The sequence below is a fragment of the Marinobacter sp. genome, assembly GCF_039977835.1.
Taxonomy (GTDB): Bacteria; Pseudomonadota; Gammaproteobacteria; order Pseudomonadales; family Oleiphilaceae; genus Marinobacter.
Genome location: NZ_JBDWCL010000004.1, coordinates 355,725 through 377,376 on the forward strand (window position 1 = coordinate 355,725; position 21,652 = coordinate 377,376).

Annotated in this window: 21 protein-coding genes and 1 pseudogene; 16 read left to right on the top strand and 6 right to left on the bottom strand. The window is 56.3% G+C overall.

What is annotated here, in order from left to right:
• Nucleotides 1–66 precede the first annotated feature (66 nt).
• The 11 genes from ABJM11_RS02110 to ABJM11_RS02160 all read left to right on the top strand — a co-directional run bounded on the left by ABJM11_RS02110 (nucleotide 67) and on the right by ABJM11_RS02160 (nucleotide 11,135).
• Nucleotides 67–927 (top strand): NAD(P)-dependent oxidoreductase, encoded by an 861-nt coding sequence (locus ABJM11_RS02110; protein WP_348296962.1) that lies wholly within the window; start codon nucleotides 67–69, stop codon nucleotides 925–927.
• A gap of 21 nt (nucleotides 928–948) precedes the next feature.
• Entirely contained in the window at nucleotides 949–2,712 is a 1,764-nt protein-coding gene (locus tag ABJM11_RS02115) for a thiamine pyrophosphate-dependent enzyme (protein ID WP_348296963.1), read from the top strand.
• A 102-nt stretch (nucleotides 2,713–2,814) separates the two neighbouring features.
• Nucleotides 2,815–3,516 (top strand): dienelactone hydrolase family protein, encoded by a 702-nt coding sequence (locus tag ABJM11_RS02120; protein WP_040474482.1) that lies wholly within the window; start codon nucleotides 2,815–2,817, stop codon nucleotides 3,514–3,516.
• Between the two features lie 182 nt (nucleotides 3,517–3,698).
• Nucleotides 3,699–4,895, top strand: a complete 1,197-nt coding sequence (gene pcaD / locus ABJM11_RS02125) for a 3-oxoadipate enol-lactonase (protein WP_007153613.1) — start codon at nucleotides 3,699–3,701, stop codon at nucleotides 4,893–4,895.
• On the top strand, nucleotides 4,892–5,596 hold the full coding sequence (pcaH, locus tag ABJM11_RS02130; protein ID WP_007153612.1) for a protocatechuate 3,4-dioxygenase subunit beta: 705 nt from the start codon (nucleotides 4,892–4,894) through the stop codon (nucleotides 5,594–5,596). Before pcaD ends, pcaH begins: the two co-directional genes overlap by 4 nt.
• Nucleotides 5,593–6,192 carry a protocatechuate 3,4-dioxygenase subunit alpha gene (pcaG, locus tag ABJM11_RS02135; protein WP_348296964.1) on the top strand — a complete coding sequence of 200 codons (600 nt, stop codon included), beginning with the start codon at nucleotides 5,593–5,595 and terminating at the stop codon, nucleotides 6,190–6,192. The genes pcaH and pcaG overlap by 4 nt, the downstream gene beginning before the upstream one ends.
• Before the next feature lie 10 nt (nucleotides 6,193–6,202).
• A complete protein-coding gene (gene pcaB, locus ABJM11_RS02140; RefSeq protein ID WP_007153610.1) occupies nucleotides 6,203–7,546 on the top strand; it encodes a 3-carboxy-cis,cis-muconate cycloisomerase in 1,344 nt (447 codons plus the stop codon).
• 52 nt (nucleotides 7,547–7,598) lie between these two features.
• A complete protein-coding gene (locus ABJM11_RS02145; RefSeq protein ID WP_348296965.1) occupies nucleotides 7,599–8,159 on the top strand; it encodes a hypothetical protein in 561 nt (186 codons plus the stop codon).
• Between the two features lie 121 nt (nucleotides 8,160–8,280).
• Nucleotides 8,281–9,321: a Bug family tripartite tricarboxylate transporter substrate binding protein gene (locus tag ABJM11_RS02150; protein WP_407069946.1), complete on the top strand. Its 1,041-nt coding sequence runs from the start codon at nucleotides 8,281–8,283 to the stop codon at nucleotides 9,319–9,321.
• Between the two features lie 30 nt (nucleotides 9,322–9,351).
• Nucleotides 9,352–10,056, top strand: a complete 705-nt coding sequence (locus tag ABJM11_RS02155) for an isochorismatase family protein (protein ID WP_348296967.1) — start codon at nucleotides 9,352–9,354, stop codon at nucleotides 10,054–10,056.
• A 56-nt stretch (nucleotides 10,057–10,112) separates the two neighbouring features.
• Nucleotides 10,113–11,135: a tripartite tricarboxylate transporter substrate-binding protein gene (locus ABJM11_RS02160; protein ID WP_348296968.1), complete on the top strand. Its 1,023-nt coding sequence runs from the start codon at nucleotides 10,113–10,115 to the stop codon at nucleotides 11,133–11,135.
• A gap of 43 nt (nucleotides 11,136–11,178) precedes the next feature.
• On the opposite strand, the gene ABJM11_RS02165 is transcribed toward ABJM11_RS02160, so the two are convergent.
• The 3 genes from ABJM11_RS02165 to ABJM11_RS02175 form a co-directional block, all read right to left on the bottom strand.
• Nucleotides 11,179–12,156, bottom strand: a complete 978-nt coding sequence (locus ABJM11_RS02165; RefSeq protein ID WP_348296969.1) for an aldo/keto reductase — start codon at nucleotides 12,154–12,156, stop codon at nucleotides 11,179–11,181.
• A 74-nt stretch (nucleotides 12,157–12,230) separates the two neighbouring features.
• Nucleotides 12,231–13,217, bottom strand: coding sequence for an ABC transporter substrate-binding protein (locus ABJM11_RS02170; RefSeq protein ID WP_348296970.1), 987 nt, complete (start codon nucleotides 13,215–13,217; stop codon nucleotides 12,231–12,233).
• A 25-nt stretch (nucleotides 13,218–13,242) separates the two neighbouring features.
• Complete coding sequence (locus tag ABJM11_RS02175; protein WP_007153603.1) at nucleotides 13,243–14,271, bottom strand: tripartite tricarboxylate transporter substrate binding protein; 1,029 nt, start codon at nucleotides 14,269–14,271, stop codon at nucleotides 13,243–13,245.
• 95 nt (nucleotides 14,272–14,366) lie between these two features.
• Between ABJM11_RS02175 and ABJM11_RS02180 the strand changes: the two genes are divergently transcribed.
• Nucleotides 14,367–15,065, top strand: coding sequence for an isochorismatase family protein (locus ABJM11_RS02180; protein ID WP_348296971.1), 699 nt, complete (start codon nucleotides 14,367–14,369; stop codon nucleotides 15,063–15,065).
• 16 nt (nucleotides 15,066–15,081) lie between these two features.
• On the opposite strand, the gene ABJM11_RS02185 is transcribed toward ABJM11_RS02180, so the two are convergent.
• Genes ABJM11_RS02185 through ABJM11_RS02195 form a run of 3 tightly spaced genes read right to left on the bottom strand, consistent with a single transcriptional unit; the run spans nucleotide 15,082 to nucleotide 18,464 of the window.
• Nucleotides 15,082–16,158 (bottom strand): ornithine cyclodeaminase family protein, encoded by a 1,077-nt coding sequence (locus ABJM11_RS02185; protein WP_348296972.1) that lies wholly within the window; start codon nucleotides 16,156–16,158, stop codon nucleotides 15,082–15,084.
• A 42-nt stretch (nucleotides 16,159–16,200) separates the two neighbouring features.
• Nucleotides 16,201–17,307 (bottom strand): ornithine cyclodeaminase family protein, encoded by a 1,107-nt coding sequence (locus ABJM11_RS02190; RefSeq protein ID WP_348296973.1) that lies wholly within the window; start codon nucleotides 17,305–17,307, stop codon nucleotides 16,201–16,203.
• A 20-nt stretch (nucleotides 17,308–17,327) separates the two neighbouring features.
• Nucleotides 17,328–18,464: an ornithine cyclodeaminase family protein gene (locus tag ABJM11_RS02195; RefSeq protein WP_348296974.1), complete on the bottom strand. Its 1,137-nt coding sequence runs from the start codon at nucleotides 18,462–18,464 to the stop codon at nucleotides 17,328–17,330.
• 163 nt (nucleotides 18,465–18,627) lie between these two features.
• Between ABJM11_RS02195 and ABJM11_RS02200 the strand changes: the two genes are divergently transcribed.
• From ABJM11_RS02200 to ABJM11_RS02215, 4 genes and pseudogenes are all read left to right on the top strand, one after another.
• On the top strand, nucleotides 18,628–19,527 hold the full coding sequence (locus tag ABJM11_RS02200) for a LysR family transcriptional regulator (protein WP_348296975.1): 900 nt from the start codon (nucleotides 18,628–18,630) through the stop codon (nucleotides 19,525–19,527).
• 173 nt (nucleotides 19,528–19,700) lie between these two features.
• On the top strand, nucleotides 19,701–20,528 hold the full coding sequence (locus tag ABJM11_RS02205; RefSeq protein ID WP_348296976.1) for a TauD/TfdA family dioxygenase: 828 nt from the start codon (nucleotides 19,701–19,703) through the stop codon (nucleotides 20,526–20,528).
• A 45-nt stretch (nucleotides 20,529–20,573) separates the two neighbouring features.
• On the top strand, nucleotides 20,574–21,341 hold the full coding sequence (locus ABJM11_RS02210; protein WP_348296977.1) for a 3-oxoacyl-ACP reductase family protein: 768 nt from the start codon (nucleotides 20,574–20,576) through the stop codon (nucleotides 21,339–21,341).
• Nucleotides 21,342–21,439: 98 nt separating this feature from the next.
• Nucleotides 21,440–21,652, top strand: a pseudogene (locus ABJM11_RS02215) (IS5/IS1182 family transposase); the annotation flags it as partial.

Sequence of the window (21,652 nt, forward strand, 5' to 3'; positions counted from 1 at the left end):
TTTCGCGGGCTTAAGGTGTGGGTTTTGGCGTTTCCGGGACCCTCAAAATGACCGAGGAGCAGAGTAATGAAAGTAAGCATTATAGGTGTTGGGGATATGGGACGGGACATTGCCGTTCACGTGCGGGACAAAGGGCACGACGTTATCGCTTACGACATCAGTGAAGAAAGACGGTCGGATGTTGCCAAAAACGGTATCAAAGTGGTTGAAAGCCTGGCGGAAGCCGTGGCCAAGGCCGAAGTTCACCTGGTGATCGTTGCAACCGACGAGCAGTCCGAAACGGTGACCCGCGAGATCCTTCAATCCGGCCCGGCAGGTAGTACCGTGGTTATCCTTGCCACCAACAGCCCGAAAACCATGCAGGTGCTGGCTGCAGAGTGCGAGGACAAGGGACTGGGTTTTGTGGACGCGCCGGTCGTTTTCGGGCGTCAGGGTGCCAAAGAAGGCCAGTTGGGCAGTCTCTGTGGCGGGGACGACAAGCAGGTGGCAAAAATTACGCCAGTGCTTGAGTCCTACAGCAAAGCTGTGCATCACGTGGGCCCTGTGGGTTCCGGCCAGGTCGCCAAGGCCTGCAACAACATGCTGCATTGGGCGGCCTGTGTCGCCAACTTCGAAGTTCTGTCGCTGGCCAAACGTTACGGTATCGACGCTCAGCAAATGCGCGAGACTCTTATCGAATGCCCCGGCACCAACGGTACGCTGGTCCGCTGGGATGACACCCGTTTCACCTGGCACGAGAAAGACATGGATTTGGCTCTGGATCTTGCCCAGGACGGAGGGCTGCCGTTACCGCTGTTTGGCCAGGTCGATCAGCTCGTCAAGCACCTCGACGCCACGAAAGTGAAAAATCTTCTTTATGGTCCGGAGACCGAGTACTTGGGCCAGAACATCAAGCCGCTGTCCAAAGAGGAAGGCGGACTCAACTAACAAAAACAATCAGGAGCCAATATGAGTGCCCAAGACGATACCAAGTACAAAAAATATCAGTCTGACGTCATTGTAGACTTGTTGCACGAGTACGACTTTCCCTACATCGCGATGAATCCGGGGGCCAGCTTTCGCGGGCTCCACGATTCGATCATTAACTACGGCAAGAATCAGCCAGAGATGCTGTTGTGTCAGCATGAAGAAATTGCCGTGCAGATTGCTCATGGTTATGCACGCGCAACCAATAAGCCAATGGGCGTGATTCTGCACAACCTGGTCGGGCTACTGCACGCCCAGATGGCGATTTACTACGCCAATCTGGATCGTGCCCCGATCTTTATTATGGGCGCCACCGGGCCCATGGATGAGGGCAAACGCCGTCCGCACATCGACTGGAGCCATACTGCGCTGATTCAGGGTGAGTCGGTGCGTAACTACACCAAGTGGGACTATCAGCCCACGGCGATTGAGGGTGTGCCAGACAGCTTCATGCGAGCTTATTCCACCATGGTGACCCAGCCCCAGGGGCCGATTTACATGTGTTACGACGCCTGGCTGCAGGAAAAGCCGCTGGACGGCACTTTAGATCTGGGCATGCCGCCAGCAGGGATGACCAAGCAGCCCGCGCAGATGGGGGCGGATCCGGCGATCCTGGAAAAAATTGTCGACAAGCTGCTCGCCGCCAAGAACCCGCTGATACTCGCCGAATATGTTGGCCGCCATGACGACGGTTTCGACAATCTGGTCGCGCTGGCGGAAACCCTGGGCGTGCCGGTTTGGGATATCAACGACTCACTGTGTTTCCCCAACCGTCATCCACTGTGTGCGTCGATGGACAAGGAAGCGCTGCGCAAAGCGGACCTGATTCTTGGTATTGACGTGCGGGACTGGGAAAAACCGACCGCTCACCTGGAAAGCACCACCCGTGTGGTGACTTCACTGGTTCCTGAAGACTGCGAATGGATGGAGGTCGGTTTTGGCGAAATCGGCATGTCTTCCTGGGCGATGGATTACGGCCGTTACCAGCCTAAAATCCTGAGCGCGCTTGGGGATCCCGCCCTGGCCATGCCGGAAATGACGCGCATCGGCCAACGTCGCCTGGAGGCTGACGCAGCACTTGCGAAGCGAATCGAGGAGCGCAAGGAAGTTCTGGGTCGACGCCATGATGAGGTGTGGGCCAAGTGGCAGGAAGACGCCCGTGTGGATTGGGACAGCGAACCTCTGGCTCTTGGCCGTCTGGCGAGCGAAGTATGGGACGTGATTCAGGACGAAGACTGGGTGTGTGCCACCGGAACGCTCCGGAATTGGGCTCGCAAGATCTGGGACTTTGACAAGCCTTACCGGCATGCCGGCAAGTCCCTGGGCACTGCGACCCAGATTGGTATGTCCATTGGTGTTGGACTGGCCTACAAAAATACCGACAAAGTCGTGGTTGCCCTCCAGCCGGACGGCGACCTGATGTTTGATGCCGGCGCGCTTTGGACGGCGGCCAAACATGAAATTCCGTTGCTGATCATCATGTTCAACAACCGGGCCTACTACAATGACTGGGAACATCAGGTCCGCATGGCAAAGCAGCGCGGCACCGATGAATCCAAGGCGCACATCGGAATGGATCTGTTCGGCCCTGACCCGGACTTTGGAACCATTGCCCAGGGCATGGGGTGTTATGGCGAAGGTCCCATTACCAAGCCTGAAGAGGTAGCACCGGCGATTCGCCGCGCGCTGGTCGAAGTCAAGAAGGGTCGTCCGGCACTGGTGGATATTGTCACTGTTCACCGATAGCGCGGAACCAGTCGGCAAGTCGTCGTTTGGCTTGCCGGCCTATTCACGCTGTTGGTTGGTACACATTCTGTTGGTCACGACAAATTCTAGGAGGGTACTAACGTGGTTTCATCGAATTCTCAGGTTTCTACAGGTCGCCCTTGTTTTGCGACGCCAGCAGGCAAGCTGGCCGGTTATCTCGCTCATCCCAGTGATTCTGAGAGACACCCTGCCGTGCTGGTTATCCATGAGAACACCGGCCTGAATTCACACATCGAAAAAGTGGTCGAGCGCTTTGCGGAAGAAGGTTTTGTCGCTTTTGCTCTGGATGCTCTGGCGCTGCAAGGCGGTACGCCGGAGGATGAAGATGAAGCACGCGCAGCCATCGGTAGCCTGGATAGTGAAGAAAACCTGAACAATTACCTGGCCAGTCTGGACTATCTGCGGCATTTGCCGGGTTCAAACGGTAAAGTCGCCAGCGTTGGCTTTTGTTGGGGCGGGAAAGTGTCGGGAGAGCTCGCTGTGGCCGATCAGAACCTTGATGCCGCGGTCATTTATTACGGCAAGTCGCCGGATTCGAGTCAGGTGCCTGCCATCAATGCACCGCTCCTGCTTCATTACGGCGAGCAGGACGAGCGTATCAATGCCACGGTTCCAGACTTCCAGGCGGCTCTGGAGAAACACGGCAAACGTTTTAGCCTGCACATGCATAAAGGGGCGGGTCACGCCTTCAATAACGAGACTCGGGCGGATCGCTATGATCCGAATGCCGCTGCTGAGTCGTGGAAGCTTACGATTGCATTTCTGGGATCTGAGCTCGCATAAACCTCTGGATTCCTGATCCGCCTGTCTCACGGGGCGTCCGCAGTCGGGCCCCCGTTGAGCGCTTCGCCCCGCGTTCTCTGCTTCATAATCTTTTCTATATGTAAAAATCAGCAAGTGTAAATTTACATATAGCTGCGGGTAATCAAAACTCTTTGAAAACTCCAAGAGAAGTATCCCGTTCCATGAACATTAATGCGCTACCCGTTCGCGGGGGTTATCTCAATTACCAGCTTGAGGGCTCGGAATACAGACCTCTGGTGGTGTTCTCGAATTCGCTCGGGACTGATGCACGCATCTGGTCGTCGGTGGTTGAGTTATTGAGTAATCAGTACCGGTTTCTGCGTTATGATATGCGCGGTCACGGGCTATCTACCTGCGAGGGTGGAACGTCATTGCAGGAACACGTTGATGATCTGATTCACCTTTTGGATGAGCTCAGTGTCAGCCAGGCTTACCTGTGCGGCCTTTCTTTCGGGGGCATGGTTGTGCAAGGAGTGGCCAGCCGGCGCCCTGACCTTGTGAAAGGGCTCATTCTTTGTGCAACGGCGCCGCGCATCGGCACGCCGGAAATGTGGAATCAGCGGATCGACGAGGTGAGCAAGCAGGGCATCGCTTCGATCCAGGATGCGGTGCTTGAGCGATGGTTTAGTTACGATTATCCCTTGCACAATCCAGCCCAGTTCGCTATCTGGAAAAACATGCTCTCGCATACGCCAACGGAAGGCTACATCAATACCTGTGCAGCGCTACGTGACGCGGATAACAGCGAAATCTGCAGCCGTTTGTCGCTGTCAACGCTCTGTATTGCTGGGGATCAGGACGGTGCAACCCCGCCATCAGTGGTAGAATCGATGGCACAGCTTATTCCGGACGCCCGGTATGAGCTGATTCCAGGATCCGGTCATCTTCCCTGCATTGAACAGCCAGCTGCGCTTGCAACGTTGGTGGACCGGTTTATTGCCAGCCATGGAAAGCATGAGTGCCGGTTTGAGCGAGGCATGAGCGTGCGGCGCTCGGTGCTGGGGTCGGCTCATGTGGATCGGGCTGAAGCCAACAAGACTTCGTTTGACGAGCCATTCCAGACGTTCATCACTGAGTCCGCATGGGGATCGGTATGGAGTCGGCCGGGCCTGAGTAAGCGGGATCGTAGCCTGATCACCATTGCGATGATGGCTGTTCTGGGTCACGAAGATGAGCTGGCGATGCACATCCGCGCTACTGCAAACACTGGCGCAACGATGTTTGAGGTGCGAGAAGTTCTGCTGCAAGTGGCTATTTACGGGGGGGCTCCGGCTTCTAACAACGCCATGAAAATTGCGAAACAGGAATACGCAAAAATGGCGGAAGTGGCCGCGATTAAACAGGAACAGGGCAAATGAGTGTATTGAGTGGGCGCGATTGGAAATCTCAGCCGCCCTACATTGACCAGGGTTATAAATCGACGTCCCTGCGAGGTCCTTCGCGTAGCCTGGTAAAAATTGATCCCGAATTGGCAGAGATGACAGGGCCTGCCTTTGGCGACGAGGTTATTGGTAGTCTTGATCATGACCTCACCCGCAATGGCAGAGTGAACGGCGAACCGCTGGGCGAGCGAATTGTCGTGACCGGGCGCGTGCTCGATGAGAATGGCCAAAGCCTTCCCAATACGTTGATTGAAGTCTGGCAGGCAAATGCTGCCGGCCGCTATATTCATAAAAAAGACCAGCACGATGCGCCTGTTGACCCGAATTTTCTCGGAGCTGGCCGGTGCATGACCGACGATCAGGGGCGCTATCGCTTCTACACGATCCGGCCTGGTGCCTATCCCTGGGGAAACCATCCGAACGCCTGGCGCCCCAATCACATTCACTTTTCGCTGTTTGGGCCGACCATCGCAACGCGATTGATTACCCAAATGTATTTTCCGGGCGATCCGCTACTCGCGTTTGATCCGATCTTTGAGAGCGTTCCGGAAGCTGCAAGAGGCCGATTGATCAGTGAGTTTTCCCTGGACGTGACTGAAGAGGGCTTTGCCCTCGGTTATGTGTTCGATATCGTGCTGCGAGGCACACAGGCGACGCCAATGGAGGGGACAGAATGAGCCCCCTCCAGACACCGTCGCAAACGATAGGTCCTTTTTTTCACTATGGCCTGAACCCTGTTGAGGCCAATTACCCTCACAGTCAGATTGCCGGTCACTGCCTGGCGTCCGACCAGACCCTTGGCGAACACATTCGCCTGACCGGTCGTGTGTTCGACGGCAACGGAGCGGTAGTTGAAGACGCGCTTCTGGAAATCTGGCAGGCGAACGCGGCCGGGCGCTATGCGCACCCTAATGACGCCCGCAGCAATCGCGCTCTGGACCCCCATTTTCATGGATTCGGCCGCTGCGGAACGGGCGCCAACGAACAAGCCCGTTTTACCTTCTGCACCATCAAGCCCGGTCCGGCTCAGCCCGGCCACGCGCCGTTCATTTCGGTGACGGTGTTCATGCGTGGCCTGCTCAATCATGTCTATACTCGTATCTACTTCGACGATGAAGCGGCTGCCAACGCTGCAGACCCGGTGTTTTCAAGCGTGGCCCCCGAGCGGCAGGTGACGCTTCTTGCCAAGCGTTATCATACCCCGTCAGGAATCGAGTATCGGTTTGACATCCATATGCAGGGCGATCAGGAAACTGTGTTTTTTGATCTCTGAGAGAGCCTCCATGAGCCAAAGTACCCCACACGACGCCCCCGCCCTTTACGGTCAGTTGCTGTCGGATAAGGAGTGCGGCTGGTATCTGTCGGATCAGGCCCAGATTAAAGCGATGCTAAAGGTGGAAGGGCAACTTGCTTTGGCCCAGGCAGACGTGGGACTGATCCCGCAGGAGGCCGCCGATGCGATCAATCAGGCAACGCAACTTCTGGAACCGGATTTGGTCGCTCTTGCTGCTGGCGTGGCGTCGGCGGGCGTGCCGGTTCCTGCCCTGGTTAAAGCCCTGAAAAAGACCTTATCTCAGGATTTTGCCCGCTGGGTGCATTTTGGTGCGACCAGTCAGGATATTGTCGATACGGCCCTGATCCTTAACTGCCGGGAGCTGATTAAGATCTACCGGCAACGGTTGCTGGAAGCGATAAGACTCTGTGTTCAGTTGGCTGAGGCGCATCGCGGAACGTTGATTGCCGGCCGAACCCGAACTCAGCAGGCGATTCCGATGAGCTTTGGTCTCAAGGTCGCCAACTGGATAGCGCCTTTGCTTCGGCAGTTTGAGCGACTGGAAGAACTGGTTCCGCGGCTTCTGAAAGTTCAGCTGGGTGGCGCGGTAGGAAGCCTGGCGGCGATGGGTGATGGGGCGGATGCCGTCGTGAAAAACCTGGCTGATCGCCTGAGTCTTCAGAACGCCCCCAGCTGGCATGCCCAGCGGGATAGCCTGGTGGAGTTTTCCGGTTGGCTGGCGATGACGACGGGCATCCTTGGAAAGATGGCGGAAGACTGGCTGCGCATGGCGCAGACAGAAGTCGGTGAGTTGCGGTTCAGCAACGGGGGTGGCTCGTCCACCATGCCGCAGAAGTGTAATCCGGTGAACGCTGAAATCATGGTGACCATGGCCCGCCAGAATGCCGGTCTGGCAGGGCAGATGCAGCAATGCATGTTGCATGAGCACGAGCGCAGTGGCTATGCATGGACGCAGGAGTGGTTGCTGCTACCGCAAATGTTGATGGGTACAGCGGTCAGTCTGCGCCATTGCCTTGAAGGGCTTGAGTCTCTGGAAATATCCGCCGAGAACGTTGAGACCAACATTGCCAAGAGTCATGGCCTGATCTATGCCGAGGCAGCGACCTTTGCATTGGCGGCACACATGTCCCGAGAAGACGCGTCACGTTATGTTGCCGAGGCTTGCGAAAAGGTCGCCGGGACAGGGCAGCACTTATTTGAAGTGCTGAAAGCCTTGACCGGGCACCAGCTCGAGATTCAGAGCATCCGGCATGGATTGCTTGACGGCGGCGCGACCAAGGCGTGGACCGATGAAGTGCTGGAGAGCGCAGAGCGTCTGATAAAGATGGGGTAGGCTCAACGTTCGAGTAGAAGCAATGGGGTTGGGATTCCAGGAGGTCAAGAACGTGAACAAGCCAGCAAACGACATTGCTTTCCGGCAGTACATCTCTGCTATCAATGACCTGTGGCAATCGCAAAGCGCCAAAGACACAGACACAGCGCATCGCGTGAGTGAGCTGATGAGTGAATGGCTGCGCTCCACAACGCCTGACACCGCATGGGTGCGCAACCTGAAAGCCGAAAAATCATCGGGCTTCCCTCTCTATACACACCCGGACCACGGGTTCATTCAAATGAACCACTATCACGCCGGCTATCGCACCAATACGCCTCATGATCATGGGCCCTATTGGGTCGTATATGGCGTCTATGAAGGTGAAGTGGAAATTCCGGTTTACGCATACGATGCTACCAGCAACACCTTGCGGGTAGATCGTATCGATCGGCTCAAGGGTGGTGATGCCGTTGCGTACCTGCCCGGCGATATTCATTCAACCCGGGTTCCGACGCCAGAACCTGCTCTTGTATTGAGATTTTTGAGTACAGATTTAAGCCAGGTGCCGCGCCGTCGGTTCAAGCCCGAGCAAATCTCAGAAGATCCTGTTTCTTCACCAGAGCGAACCTGAATAGACATAAATTCCTTTCTGTTATTTGAAAACGCCAATTCTTCATTATCCAAGCTCCTCAGATCCCTGTTTACTAGGGGTGATTATTTCTAAACAAAACAACGAAAAGGTAATCATTGAGATGAGAATGTTGAGCTTATCGTTCCTGCTGGCATTGACTGTCAGCGCATACACCGCATTATCTTCTGGACCGGTTGTAGCCAGTGAACAGAGTGAAGCGGAGTTCTACAATGGCCGCACTGTTCAACTCATGATTGGTTACTCTGCGGGCGGAGGTTACGACGCTTATGGCCGCACATTGGCGCGCCATCTGGGTAAACACATTCCGGGTAACCCGAATGTGGTGGTCAAGAATGTCCCGGGGGCCGGCTCTCTGGTTCTGATGAATCAAATTGCGAACACATTGCCGAATGACGGCACCGTCCTCGGTGCCGTCAACTCCGGAATGCCCTTCGAGCCACTGTTTGGTAATGAGCAGGCCAAGTTCGATGTCAACGAGGTGAGCTGGCTCGGAAACCTGAGTGTGGTTACATCGGTTGGCTTATTTCGTAAAGAGTCGGGTATCACTAAGTGGCAGGATCTGAAAACGAAGCAAGCGACGGTGGGGGCCACCGGCGCCGGATCCAACACCAATACGATTCCCCGTGTCCTGGCAGAACTGTTTGATCTGAAAATGACCGTCATCAGCGGCTATCCTGGCAGCAATGACGTTGGCCTGGCCATGGAGCGGGGTGAAGTCGATGGCATGGGGAGCGCATTCCTGAGTACGATCAAGGCCAAGAATCCGGACTGGCTAGAGCCAGACGGTGATGTGAATATCGTTTTCCAGCTAGGGCGCAAGCGCCACCCGGATCTGCCTGATGTTCCGCTGGTTAGCGAAATGGCGACAACTGACGACCAGAGGCGGGTCGTTGACCTTCTTGGCGCACGACTGATCATGGGTCGTCCATATGTGGCGCCTCCGGGCATGGCTCCTGAGCGTCTGGCGACTCTGCGCAATGCGCTTGAACAGACGGCTGCGGATCCCGAGTTTCTTGCTGACGCCAACAATCAGGGGTTGAGTATAGACTTCGTAGATGGCCAGGAAATGCAGACGTTTTTCGGAGAAGTCTACGGTTACCCCGAGCATATAGTGCAGCTTCTGAATGAGGCGATGCAATAACCCGGCTTACTCTTTTGAAGGAGATACAGTTTGGCTGAACAGGATGGGTGGTCGGAGAAAGATTGGATGAGGGTAGTGCCCGAAACTGAACGGGCGCTCTACCTGCAATCTGGATTCGGAGAACGACAGCCGTTTGGTGAACGTCCGGCATTGATAGTCATCGATGTAACACTGTCGTTTACCGGCTCCCGACCCCAGCCTGTGGCAGACGCGATCCGAGAGTTTCCCACCGCGTGCGGTGAGGTGGCCTGGGAAGCGTTGCCGCGGATCGCCCAGCTGCTGCAGCTGTTCCGCGACCGAAGCTGGCCCGTTGTGTTTACCCGCAATGACAGCCTTGATCAGGTATTTGCGGGGGGCGCGACCAAGCGTGTGAGGTCCAGGCCATCGCCGCCCGAAGGTCAGAAATTCCCGCCCGGAATCGACCCACTCGAGAGTGAATGGGTACTGGAGAAAGCCAAAGCCAGTTGTTTTTTTGCGACGCCGTTGAACTCCTATCTCCAGATGCGGAAAGTCGACACAGTGGTCGTCTGTGGCGTCTCGACATCCGGCTGCGTGCGGGCTTCGGTGGTAGATGCGTGCTCCCACGGATACACAACCTATCTGGTTGACGATTGCTGCTTTGATCGCTCTCACTTTGCCCATTGCGCCAATTTATTCGACATTAGCGCCAAGTACGCGTCTGTTGTTTCCCTGACAGAGCTTGAAGCGCTCTGTGTGTCACGCGTTTCCGATTAATTTGAATGATCAGAGGCTGTCAACAAAATACTGATGCTATGAATAAGGATAACAACATGCGAGCAACGATACATTTCCTGGCGCTTGTCATGGCCATCTCTTGCTGGTCGGCCGCCGCTGTCGGACAAACCAGTAACTCCGATGATTTCTACGCCGGTAAAACCATTGATCTGCTGATCGGACATTCTCCGGGTGGGGGCTATGACACCTACGCCCGAACCCTTGCCCGACATATCGGCAAGCACATCCCGGGTAATCCGGATGTGGTGCCCAGAAACGTCACCGGGGCCGGCAGCCTTGTGCTGATGAATCAGGTGGCGAATACACTTCCCAACGACGGGACCGTCTTTGCAACGGTCAATCAGGGGATGGCCTTTGAGCCGTTGTTTGGCAATGATCAGGCACAGTACAAAGCCGCTGATATCGTCTGGCTGGGCAGTCTGTCCAAAGGCACCAGCCTCTGCGTTTCCAACAAGGACGCAGACGTGCAGACCTGGCAGGATCTCAAGACCAAGGCGCTGACGGTGGGTGCTTCCGGCGCCGGTGCCAGCACCAACATCTACCCGAGGGTGATGGCTGAGCTTTTCGATTTCAAATTCAACATTATTACCGGGTACCCGGGCGGCAACGACATCCTGCTGGCGATGGAGCGTGGTGAAGTAGAGGGGCGTTGCAGCTGGTTGCTGAGCAGCGCCAGAACCCAGAGGCTCGGCTGGATTGAAAATCGTGAGGTGAATGTGCTTTTTCAGATGGCGCTGGAAAAACACCCGGATCTGCCGGATGTGCCTTTAGTCATGGACTTTGCGGAAACGGACAAGCAAACAAAGGTCTTGAGGCTGTTCCTGGCCCGGCAGTTGATTGCTCGCCCCTACGTCATGCCTCCGGGAGTGCCCCAAGAGCGGGTGGCCATCATGCGCAAAGCGCTGGCCGCAACAGCCATGGATCCCGAGTTTCTTGAGGATGCGGCGAATCAGAGTCTGAGCATTGATTTTGTGACCGGTGAAGAGGCTCAGGCCATTGTTGTTGAAACCTATGAGTACCCGGAAGAAGTCATTGAGGTGGTGAAAAGCGCTATGTAAATCCCTGCCCGGGAAAGGCCCAAACCCGGGCCTTTCCCAGAGTTCAGGCGAATTGTTCGGTATCGACATCTGCCTGGGCCGCTTCGCTGTAGCGTGCGCCATGGACCTTTTGATCGTTAATGGCGTCGTTCAAAAGCTGCCATTCCGCCTTTGAAAGCCGGATTGATTGAGCCTTAAAGTTGGTTTTGAGGTGGGTCTCGGACGAGGTACCGGGAATGGCCACAATATGCTCGGCCCGTTGTAGGACCCAAGCCAGAGCGACTTCAGCCATTGAGACATTGTGGTTATTGGCAACCTGTTTCAATGGCTCAAGCAATAAGAGGTTCTTGGCGTAATTGTCTTCAGAGAAACGTGGCATTTTGCGGCGAATATCGCTGTCGGCCAGGCGAGTGACATCCGTCAGGGTGCCGGTTAAATACCCCCGCCCGAGGGGACTGAAGGCAACAACACTGGCGCCCAGTTCTGCGCAAGTATCCATAACCGCTATGTCCGCATTGCGCGTCCACAACGAGTATTCTGTCTGTACCGCACTTATGGGGTGCACGGCGTTAGCCCGTCGAAGCGTATCCGCCGAAACTTCCGACAACCCGATAGCGCCAATCTTTCCGGCAGCGACCAGCTCAGCCATTGCGCCAACGCTGTCTTCCAGCGGAACTTTTTTATCGTACCGGTGCAAGTAATACAGGTCGATAAAGTCTGTTTTTAAGCGCCGGAGAGCTTGTTCGCAGGTTTGGCGGATGCGTTCCGGACGGCCATCCAGTGAGCGTTTGCCATTTTCGTCCGGCACCAACACACACTTGCTGGCCAGAAAATATTCGTTGCGCCGATGGGCAACCGCATCGCCAATCAATTGTTCATTGGTGCCCAGGCCATAAAACGCTGCAGTATCAAAATGATTGTAGCCAAGATCAAGGGCCAGATTCAGGAGTTTACTTGCCTGCTCAGGCGAAGAAGGCTTGCCATAGGCGTGAGACAGGTTCATGCAACCGAGGCCAATGCGGCGTGTCTGGTTTAACTTCATGATGAGTCCCTGGTTTCTAAAACTTATCGGTTACGATTGTTGAAACAGTTTTACCGTCGCTGACACCAAAGCGGTCAGGTGTTCAGTGTGTCGTCCACAAAGAGTTCTTCCGGAGGGTAGATCGAATCGATCATTCCCTGATCCTGGGAGTATTGGATGAAGCGCTCGAGATTTGCCCGGTTTCGTCGAAAACCGTTCTCCCATGGATCGCTGCCGAACAGGGCCTTTTCCTGCTCGTAGTAATGACGTCCCCAGGCCAGTCGGGACCAACCGGGGTCTTCGTAATATTCCTCGGCCAGTGATTTGGCCTGATTGAACAGATCGTAAAGTGCGCGGCCCAGCCACGGTTCCTGTTGAGCCAGCTCCTGCCGGAGGGCAATCACGTGCATGATCGGAAAGTCACCGACGCGGCGGAAATAATCGATCTCTGCGGCCCGGCAGTCGCTTATTAGGCGCCGCGCCGGTAGTTTACCGGAAACGACCGAGTGCGGCGGGTGGGGCAGGAAAAAGGCGTCGATTTCATGATTCGCCAGTTTCTGTGCCACGTCTTCCCGACTACCGCCGATATAGTCCACCCGGACGCCGGGCTTGAAATCGAACGGGACTTTTTCCTGTGTGGTAAGCAGCCAGTGAATGTGTTCCCAGGGCGTGTCGTACTGAAATTTCAGATCCCCTTTGGCAAGCAGCGACAGCGTGGTCTGAAAGGAAGAAATAGCGACCTTCTTGCCAATCAGGTCCCGAGGCTGGTGTAAGTCCGAATCCGGATGCACCCACATCTGACTGAGGCTGAACAGGCGTCGCGGAAACACGGGAATGCCGACGATGGGCATGCCGCGGGCGCGGGCCATAAGAAAGGTAGATAAAGAAAACTCGGCCACGTCGTAATCACCGCCGTGCAGCATGCGTTCATGGCGACCCTTGCCGTCGCGCAGTGGGGCAGACTGACCGGTCTGGTAAACCGTTAGGTTCAGGCCCTCCGGCAGTTGCAGGGTGTTGTCGAAGAACGGGAAGTGTCGATCGTAACGTTCAATGGCGAGACTCAGATTAAGCGGTACTGCCATGGTCATGTCCTTGCCGAATATTCGATCAATTCTTCGCTGACACGACGATCTCAACAACGTGAGGGGGCGTCTGTTCGATTTTTGCAAAGAATGCGTGCATCTCTTCCCCGGAACCAAAATTGACCGGCAAGCTCTGGCGCTCGGCGTCAGCCAGAAATTCCGGGTCTTTTGCCGTCTGTTCCATCGCCGTGCGCAGAATGTCCAGGCGCTCGGGATCTATGCCGGGAGGCGCCACAAATGGGCGCGCGAACATCAGGCTGGCAGCCAGCAGATCTACTGCTTGACGCTGGTCTTCTGTTTCGGCCATGTCACGGACAAGATCCACGTCGGGCAATAGCTCGTGTTTCTTCATGGATAATTGATAGATGTGGTTTACTTTGCGGTCTTCGGCCAGCCACTCCGGGGTGCGGGTCATAATCGTGCTCATGAACTGGCCCCCTATGCCGTCGACTTCACCCCGCTCCATGGCGAGTACGATGTCGGTAGAGCCCGGGTAACCTGCGATAACCGTCAGATTGAGATCGAACAGCTCTGCCAGAACTCTGGGCATGAAATTGGTGCTGGAGCCTGCGCCTGAGCCACCCATGGTCATGCTCTTCTCACGCAGATCCAGCAAGTGTTCTATGCCGCTGTCGGCATTGGCAATTCCCAGCACCGTATCGTCTGCAAGACTGCCAACCCAGTTGACCTCCTGAGTGTCGAACTTCGCCTGTTTGTTGCCGAACAGGGGCTCGAACGGAATTCCCGAATTGACCAGCGCAAACACCGAGCCGTCTTTGGGCAGGGAATTGGCGATCTGGTTCATCAGAACCAATGAGCCGGCCCCGGGAACATTCCGGACAACCACATTCGGGTTGCCGGGAAAATGTTTGGGCAGGTGTCGGGCAAGTGTGCGGGCATAGGTGTCGTAACCGCCACCGGGGGAGAAACCGACCATTAGCTCAACCGTCCGACCCTCATAAAAGGATTCTGCGCTGCTGTCCTGGGCCATGACGCCCATTGAAAGCAGGCACCCGATCGCGATGCTGGCAAGGTTCGAGGGAGTTATTTTCATATCAGTGACCTTCTTATTGTTTTGCAAAAATGGAACGGCGTTCTTTAATATAGAATAGCTGAAGTAAAAGGCAACACCAACAAGAGAGGCGCCGAATGGCCGAGCATCATGACTTTGAGAACCACTGTTGGCAGGACCTGTACCCACAGGAAATTTACGACCTGTACGCACCCTACCGACGGCAAACGGGTATCAAAGGCCGCTGCGGCCTGCTCCTGGTCGATCTTTACAACCTCTGTTATGAAGGTGGTGAGCGCCCGGTGAGTGAGCTTTATCGGGATTACCCGAGTTCCTGCGGTGAATTCGCCTGGCGGGCCCTGGGGCCAACCCGGCAGATCCTGCATGAAATGCGTTTACAGGGTCTGCCCGTGCTCTTCTCGACCAAGGATCTTCGCAATGCTGACCACCAGCGTAAGGCCAGCGCGACCTTTCGGCGATCGGGCCAGGCCTCTGAAAACGCCTACGACATTCACCCGGAGCTGACGCCCGAAAATGGTGAGTTGGTGATCGCCAAGGAACGCGCCAGCTGTTTCTATGGCACACCACTGGCGACCTATCTGCAGCGTCTTCGTATCGAGACGCTGATCATGGTTGGTGAAAGCACCAGCGGCTGCGTTCGTGCCACGGCGACCGACAGTTTTTCCTATGGCTTTCACACGGTGCTGGTTGAAGAAGCCGTGTTTGACCGCAACCCTATTTCCCACCAGGCCAGCCTGTTCGATCTGCATCACAAGTATGCGGACGTGATGGCGCTTGACGATGTTTTGAATCAGCTCCGGGATAAAACCCGGTGAGCTCACCGGCGTTTTTTCAAGAAACGACGCTCTGGGTGAACCATTCCAGTGGGAGCTCCCGGCCAGCGCCGGTTTGACGGGCTTTTTCGAACAGCAGTGCGCCTGCAGCGGCAAACTGGAGCCCGAGGCCAACGTTGTTCATGAAACAGGTGATTTGCTGATCGTTGTCCCGTCCCGATATCTGGCCTGAGGTCAGTTGCCCGATCTCGGGCTGATTGAGCCAATCGATGCCATCGCCGGCTTTGCGCTTGGCCCAGAGTTCGTCATCGGGAATGTTTTCCTCTCCCATCATCAACATGTCAGGCTCCCACAAGCGGGTGTGGACGGCGACCCGGTCGGCTCGCCGATAGCATTCCGCCGGCAACTCGAACCGTTTCAGGCTGGAAAGATGCATGCCGGGCTCCAGCCAGTCGGCCTGGATCACCGGCTGCATTGAATTGGTCGCACACAAAACGATGTCGGCTTTCGCCACTGCCTCTTTTGCATGGGCAACGGGAATCACCGGAATGCCCAGCTTCTCGGACCATTCCTCGGCAAAGGCCTGGCGCTTGGTAGCGGTAGGGCTGTAGACGCGGATTTCCTCGATGGGTCGTACCGCGCAAGCTGCCTGGGCCTGGGTTCCGGCCTGGTAACCGGCGCCGATCAGGCCGATTCGGCGAGCATTCTGGCGGGCCATCATTTTGATCCCCAGTCCATTGGTGGCGCCAACGCGAAAGCGCTGGATAATGCCGTCAGGGAGCACCGCAAGCAGTTCGCCATTGTCGATGCCGAACAATAGTACAAGGCCCAACCAACGATTGCCTGGTAGCGCTGGCAGCTTTTCCTTGCGGTGCTGACCATCGGCCCTGTTGGGCCACTGAATGATGTCGGAGCTGATTCGCAGGGCGTAGACGCCCCTCCGCGGGTAGCCTCCTTCCATGGACTTGAACACATAGCTGGCGCCGAGTTCCGGCCGGGGGATCGCGGTATCTGAGCGATTGCGGTTTATGGCTTGATCGCGGGCCAGATCGCTGTAAGCGAGGGCCAGCTCGTCAATCACCTCCGGCATCTTCAGCAGGCGTTCGGCTTCGTCGTTGTTCAACAAGAGGGTCATCAGCGGTTTTCCTCGATTCGGGCAGCGAAGGCGGCCCTGGCGTCAGTTTCGTATGTCCTGCAGGAACAGGCTGGTGGGGATCTCGTATCCCAGGCCAGCGGCCTTCGCCAGTTCGTATACTTTGCCAGCAACGGCATAGAATTGGGCACCCTGAAGGTTGCCGCGTTCTGACCAGGTAATCTGCTGATCCGAAATCCGGCCCGGCGTTTTACCGTTCAGGATGTCCGCCAGGGTGATCCGCCTGTCTGGCAACCAGACCCCCCGGCCACGGGTGCCCCAGCGGCCGTTTCCAAATTTGGGCAGATCAGGGCGGGCTTCCCAGGCGATGTATTCAGCGTCCGTCTCAAACTCCGGATGACCCGTTGGGGCGGGTGTGTCGCCGAAACGCAAATACACATCCACCTTTTCCATGGTGGCTGGGTCGGGCCGACCCTCGCTTCCTACGACTATGACATGGGCACCCGGCTCGATCAGATTGCCGTCCAGCACGGATACGGCCGAGTCGGTGAGGGACGCGACAATATGTGCGCCCTTGTAGACCTGCTCGGGCCTGTCACACACCTGAACTTCAATGTTGTGCCTTTCGGCCATCTCGCGACCGAAAGCTTCCCGGTTTTCCCGGGTTGGGCTGTATACCTGCAGCTTTTTAATGTTGCGGACGTTCATGAAGGCGTCCATGTGGGACTTGGCCATGCCGCCCGAACCGAGCATGCCGACAACTTCTGCGTCTTTCCTGGCCATGTATTTGACGCCGATGCCGCCGTCGCCCGCGACCCGCATGTGTTGCAGAACGCCGTCGTTAATGAACGCCAGCGGTTCGCCGTTTTCGATGGAGGTCAGGAATATCAGTCCGCAGAACAGGCCCGGGCGAACACAGTATTTTTCCGAGGTTGTCGCCCCGTTGTAGGTCGTTTCGTAAACAATGTCGGACTTCATTCGGGTCGCGAAATAGCCCTTGGTCGACCCACCCTCCATGGAACCGAACTGGTAATTTTTTTGCGGATCACTGGTGGGAATCCGGATGTCTATTCTCGGCCGACAGGTGGCTTCACCCAGCACCAGATTCCGGTAGGACTCTTCCAGGGCGTTAATCGTGGTGTCTACCGTGAGAACCTGAGCCACCTCGTCGTTGTTGATGATCAGTGTCATACCTTACCTCGTGTCGGGAATCAGTCCCGGATGTCTTGGAGTAACCAGTCGGTTGGCAGTTCACGCCCCATGCCTCTGGCAAGGGCCTGGGCGTAGACCCAGCCGCCAACCGACGAAAACTGAAGCCCCTGGTTGCCCACGTTGCGATAGAAAGTGACCTGGTCGGCACGGGTTCGGCCGCTGGCTTTGCCAGATACCAGATCAGCAAAGTCTGGTTTGTCGCCACCTTTGCCGCGATCTTTGAATTCCGGGCTGTCGCCACCAAAACCCGGCTCGGGGTTTTTTTCGGGGATGAGTTTCATCTGTTCCGGGGTGCCACCGATAAACGCGGCCGGGCTGAACCCACGCTCTGCCTGAAAGCGTTCGGTCTGCCGCATTTGCAGACCTGCGGTGCCCTGGCGAACAACCACATCGAACTTGTCCATGGCCTTATCGCTGATTTCCCGTCGGCTCAGATTGGTCACGTGCATGCCCGGCTCTATCCAGTCGGCGTCGTAGACCGGTTTCATGCTTGTGGTACAACTGGACAGAATGTCGACCCCTGTTACCGCTTCCTTTGCCGAGTCGACTGCGATCACCTCAATGCCAAGTTTGCGGGACATTTCGTCCGCGTACGCCTCACGGTTGTCCGGATTGGGGCTGTAAACCTTGCACTGCTGGATATCCCGCACTGCGGCAAACGCTTCGAGATAGGTTCTGGCCATGCCGCCGGAGCCCAGCATGCCCACCACGTGCGCATCTTCCCGGGCCAGGTGTTTTGCGCCGATGCCAGCGCCGCCACCAACCCGCATATGTTGCAGGGCGCCATCGTTGATAAAGGCCAGCGGCTCGGCGTTACGGGTACTCAGCAGGAAGATCAGCCCGCAGTAGGTGCCAGGCTCCCGACAGTATTTTTCTTCCGTCCAGTTGCCGTCTGGTGTTCTTGGCCAGGTGATGACGTCCGACTTCATGCGGATAGCGAAATAGCCGTCGTTGGCGCCTTCCATGGAGCCCCAGCGATAATAGCTGTCGTCCTGGTCCGTGGGCATGTACATGTCTATGCGGGGGCGGTGAATGGCACCTCCGGTCGGTATTTTCCGAAAAGCTTCCTCTTGAACACGGATGCAGTCCTCCATGGTCAGTAACTTGAACACGTCGTCATTGTTGATCAGCAGCATGAATCACCTGGTTGCGGAATTTCATAGGGGCCAGTGTGTTGCTCCCAGTCACACTCCGGGCCGTTCTAAATAACCTAAGTCACCTGCTGCTATAATTCGAATATATAATTCTGATATAGCCATAACATAAACACATACTAACGAGCCTTTCTGTGAGAGCGCCATGAACCTGCACCTATTGCGCACGTTTGCCAGTGTTGCCGAGCAACGCAGTTTTTCCCGGGCCGCAGAGGCCATTCACATCAGTCAGCCCGCGGTATCTCGTGCGGTTCGGGAACTTGAAGAGCAACTCGGGATGGCTTTGCTGGAGCGTCGGGGTGGGCAGGTCAGGCCTACCGAGGCGGGCGCTGAACTGTACCAGCACGCGCGCGCAATCTTTGCGCTGGAGCAGTCTGCAATGGCCGATCTTCGGGGGCGGCAGGGGTTGGAGCGCGGAAGCCTGACCATCGGAGCCAGCCGAACCATCGGGACCTACTTTCTCCCCCCCGTGATTGCCGAGTTCTTACGGCAGTTTCCGGCAATCGATGTTCGGATTATCAGCGAAAACACGGAACTGATTCAGCGACGGTTACTGGCCTACGAGCTGGATATCGCCTTTATCGAGGGTTCTGTAGAAGACTCTCGGGTTGAGGAGGTGTTCTGGCATGAAGATGAGTTGGTCATTCTGGCGCACTCGGACCACCCATTGCTCAATCGCAAATCGCTGAAAGCTTCTGATCTGGATGCCGAGCGATGGGTTTTGCGGGAGCAGGGTTCCGGCACGAGATCGGTCACGCTCGCCCTGCTTAAGCAGGCTGGCGTAAAGGTCGACCGAACGATTGAAGTCGGCGGCAATGGCGCGCTGGTGCAAAGCGTTGCGGCCGGGCTGGGGCTTGCGATGGTGTCGTCGGTCGCGGCTCGGGAACACCTGAGTGTCGGTAAGGTAAACGTGCTCGATTTTCCAGACCGCTTTAAACGGCCCCTGCATCGGGTTCGGTTGAGAAACAAACCTGAGAGCCCGGCGGCACAAGCGCTGGTTGCCGTTGCTGATCGAGTGGCAAGTACCTTTTTGCCGGGTTATTGAGGGCGTCGCCCGTTCCGACCTGCTTTTTTGACGGCCTGGCCGCTGCATCTTGTTCTGTTATGCGGAACGGTGTACCTTAAAGGTTCTTCTAAGGAAAGCCGCACGGAAACTGCGTGAAAAGTGCGACGGTTTGGTCACAGGTGCGGTGGTGATTCTGACACTGGAGAACAACAATGACCTATCAGACATTGCCTCTCTCCCCGGCACTCGGAGCCGAGGTCAGGGGCGTGGATTTGACGCATATTGATGAGGCCCACGCGCAGGAGCTCAACGAGCTCTGGTTGAAGCACCACGTGTTGGTCATCCGGGATAACAGCGTGACGGAAGACGAACTGGTTGAGTTTGCGCAGTCGTTCGGTTCGATCGAAAAGGCCCGCAAAATGAGCCCGCTGGCCACGCGGCCAGAAATTATGGTGATCTCCAACATTCGCGAGGGTGACGCCGCACTGGGCGCGCTGCCCGACGGTGAGCTGTTCTGGCACTTTGACCGCATTCACCAGAAAGTACCCAACAAAGCTGGGGTGCTGCATTCCATCGAATTACCCTCCAAAGGCGGCGAAACCCGTTTTTCGAGCATGTGTCAGGCCTACGAGGCGCTGCCCGAGGAAACCAAGCGAAAACTTGAGGGACTCACGGCACTCAATACCTACCAATACGGCCAAACCAACGCTGCCAACAAACAGCTAACGAAAGACTCACCCTCAGCGGTTCATCCGGTGGTCCGGACTATCCCCGAGACCGGCAAAAAAGCGCTCTACGTCTGCCGCCTGATGACAGACCGGATACTGGAACTGCCCGAGGCGGAGAGCGACGCGCTGCTTGCCGAACTCTTCGATCACTGTGAGCGCCCCGAGTTTATCTATGAACACAGCTGGCGCGTGGGAGACACGCTGATCTGGGACAACCGCTGTGTGCTTCATGCCCGAAACGATTTCAATGAAAACGAGCGCAGGCTGCTCAAGCGAGTCACGGTAGGGGATACCGTCGCGCCCATAGCCTGAGCCTTATCAGTGTTTGTCTACCAGGAATGAACGAAGGAGCAGATCATGAGTTCAAGATTGAAGGGCCGAGTGGCCATTGTGACGGGCGGAGGTCACGGCATTGGCAGGGCCTATGCGAGACGTCTGGCCGAAGAAGGCGCAAGTGTTGTGATTGCAGAGATCGATGTCAAATCGGCGACATCCGCTGCAGAGGAACTCGAAAAAGAAGGGTTTGAGGCGCTGGCGGTGCACACCGATGTGACAAAACCGGACAGCGTTAAAGAGATGGCGAGGCTTGCGGCTGAAAAATTCGGTCGCATCGACATTCTGGTTAACAATGCCGCGATCTTTATTTCGGTTCCCATGTCTCGGGCGCCGTTTGATGAGATTGATCCTGAAGAGTGGGATCGCATGATGGCGGTGAATGTCAAAGGCGCCTGGCTGGCTTCCTGCGCTGTAGCGCCCTATATGCGCGATCAGCAGTACGGCAAAATCATTAATATCAGCTCGGGTACGGCCCTCAAGGGGTCTGACAACCGCATCCATTATGTCGCGTCAAAAGCCGCTATTCTCGGGTTTACCAAGACGCTCGCCAATGAACTGGGCAAAGAGGGCGTCTGCGTTAACTGCATTGCGCCGGGCAGTACCATGAGTGAAGAAAATCCGGACGATGCAATCCGGCAGAGGCGCGCTTCTGCGGCGTCGACGCGGGCAATCCCGCGCCTGCAGATGCCGGAGGATATGCTCGGTGCTGTGGTGTTCTTTTCCTCATCGGACAGCGATTTTATTACCGGCCAGACGCTGGTGGTGGATGGCGGGTCCTGTATGCATTGACCGGCTCCTTAGCAGCCTGTCGTACTTAGCCAGGCATTGTCGACATGAGATAATCAAATCTCACGGGCCACAACCGGGCTATTGAGGCGCGAGCGTAAAAACGCCTCGAACAGGAGCAGGCCCAATACCAGCAAAAATAGGTTAAGCGGCAGGCCCAGAGGGGCGCCGGAAAAAAAGCCCGGGGCCGGGTGTCTAAACCACTCCAGCCCGGCCCTCGGGATATCGGTCAGTTGAATTTGACCAATGAATAATCGCGCATCATGCCCGTCTCCGGCGGCGTCTTTGAGCAGTGTTACAACGCTCAGGCCGGG